The sequence below is a fragment of the Halobacillus litoralis genome, from assembly GCF_009856355.1.
Lineage (GTDB): Bacteria > Bacillota > Bacilli > Bacillales > Halobacillaceae > Halobacillus > Halobacillus litoralis_B.
Window position 1 is genome coordinate 1 of the sequence record NZ_WMEW01000031.1, and the last position, 1,377, is coordinate 1,377.

The 1,377-nt window shown below is 41.7% G+C and carries 1 protein-coding gene; it reads right to left on the reverse strand.

What is annotated here, in order from left to right:
* Positions 1-1,333 (reverse strand): IS1182 family transposase (locus GLV97_RS19680; RefSeq protein WP_160890399.1); only part of this gene is annotated, 1,333 nt, incomplete at its 3' end.
* Between the last annotated feature and the right edge of the window lie 44 nt (positions 1,334-1,377).

Genomic DNA, 1,377 nt, shown 5'->3' on the forward strand with positions numbered 1-1,377 from the left:
ATTCACTATTCTTCGCTTCAATTTTATACCGTTCTTTAGCCCTTTGTTTGAAATTCTCACTGTTTTGAAAGGCGAGTTGATTTTTATGTGTTTCTGATTTTAGACTGACGGAGTAACTCTTCGTTTTGGCTCCAGGTTTATAACATCCTTCCTGAAGGGGACAACGTTTACACTTTTCGACATCAAAATAATGGGTTTCAACCTGGTTTTGTGATTGTCCCTTCTTGCCCTGACGGGCTTTTCGAAAAGCCATATGACCGGCCGGACAGACGTATAAACCAGCGTCTTTATTGAATTCAAACGATTCTTCTTTCTTACGATATCCGTGTGAAACCGAAGGGTTCAACTTGGAAATGAGTTCGATGTCGTTCTCTTGGGCATAAGTGATATTTTCCTTTGATGAATAAGCTCGATCTCCTAGTATATCCTCCACTTCTAACCCAGCTTCTTGACTCTTCTTCACTAATTCAGGTAATTGTTTTCCATCTGTTTTTTCTCCGGTCGTTATTGTGGCGGCCGTAATGATACGTTCCTGAGACATGCCGATATGCGTCTTATACCCAAAGAAAGCCGAGTCGGCTGATTTATGTCCCAAACGGGCATCAGGGTCCTGGGATTGTTGTAATTCCAGTTGATCATCTGTAATCGTCTCTTTAAGTAAGTTCAAAGGTTCTTTAATTTTGGGGATAAAGCTGAGCTTCGGTTCCTTTTCGATCATTTCGACCAGACGTTCTGAATAGTCAAGTTCAGCTTGCAGCGTATCTTCAGTTGGTTTCTCAGGGAACTTTTTCTTCATCGATTCATCGACGGAATAAATCATTTTACGGACGTTCTTGGAACGGATGCGCAATACTTCTTGAGGCGATGTCTGGTTGTATCGAGCTTTTGTGTGCGTCGCATCAAGGATGAGAGACTTGGATTGAATGACGCCTTTTTCAAGAGCAACCTCCACGGTTTTTCCAATCAATAGATCTAAAAGATTTTCGTCTTTCAGACGTTTGCGACGGAAGTAAGCTAATAGGCTCGGATCAACGACGGCATCCTCTGGAGCCAGTTCAAGGAAATATTTGAAGGACATGTCGACTTGAGCTCGTTCCACAAGATCCACGTCAGACAACGTATAGATGGTTTTCAGGAGGAGATATTTGAACATACGAATGGGATGAACAGCATTCCGTCCATTATCATGACAGTATTTGTCCTTCAGTTCGTCGTAAACGAAGGAAAAGTCTATAAGGTCGTTGATTTCTCGAAGAAGGTGGTCCTTAGGGACCACCATATCGTAAAGCCCTTCGTACTGACTTAAATTCATGGATAATTGACGGTCTAACATGGAATCCCTCACTTTTATGTATTCTTTTCATTGTACAAGAAAAA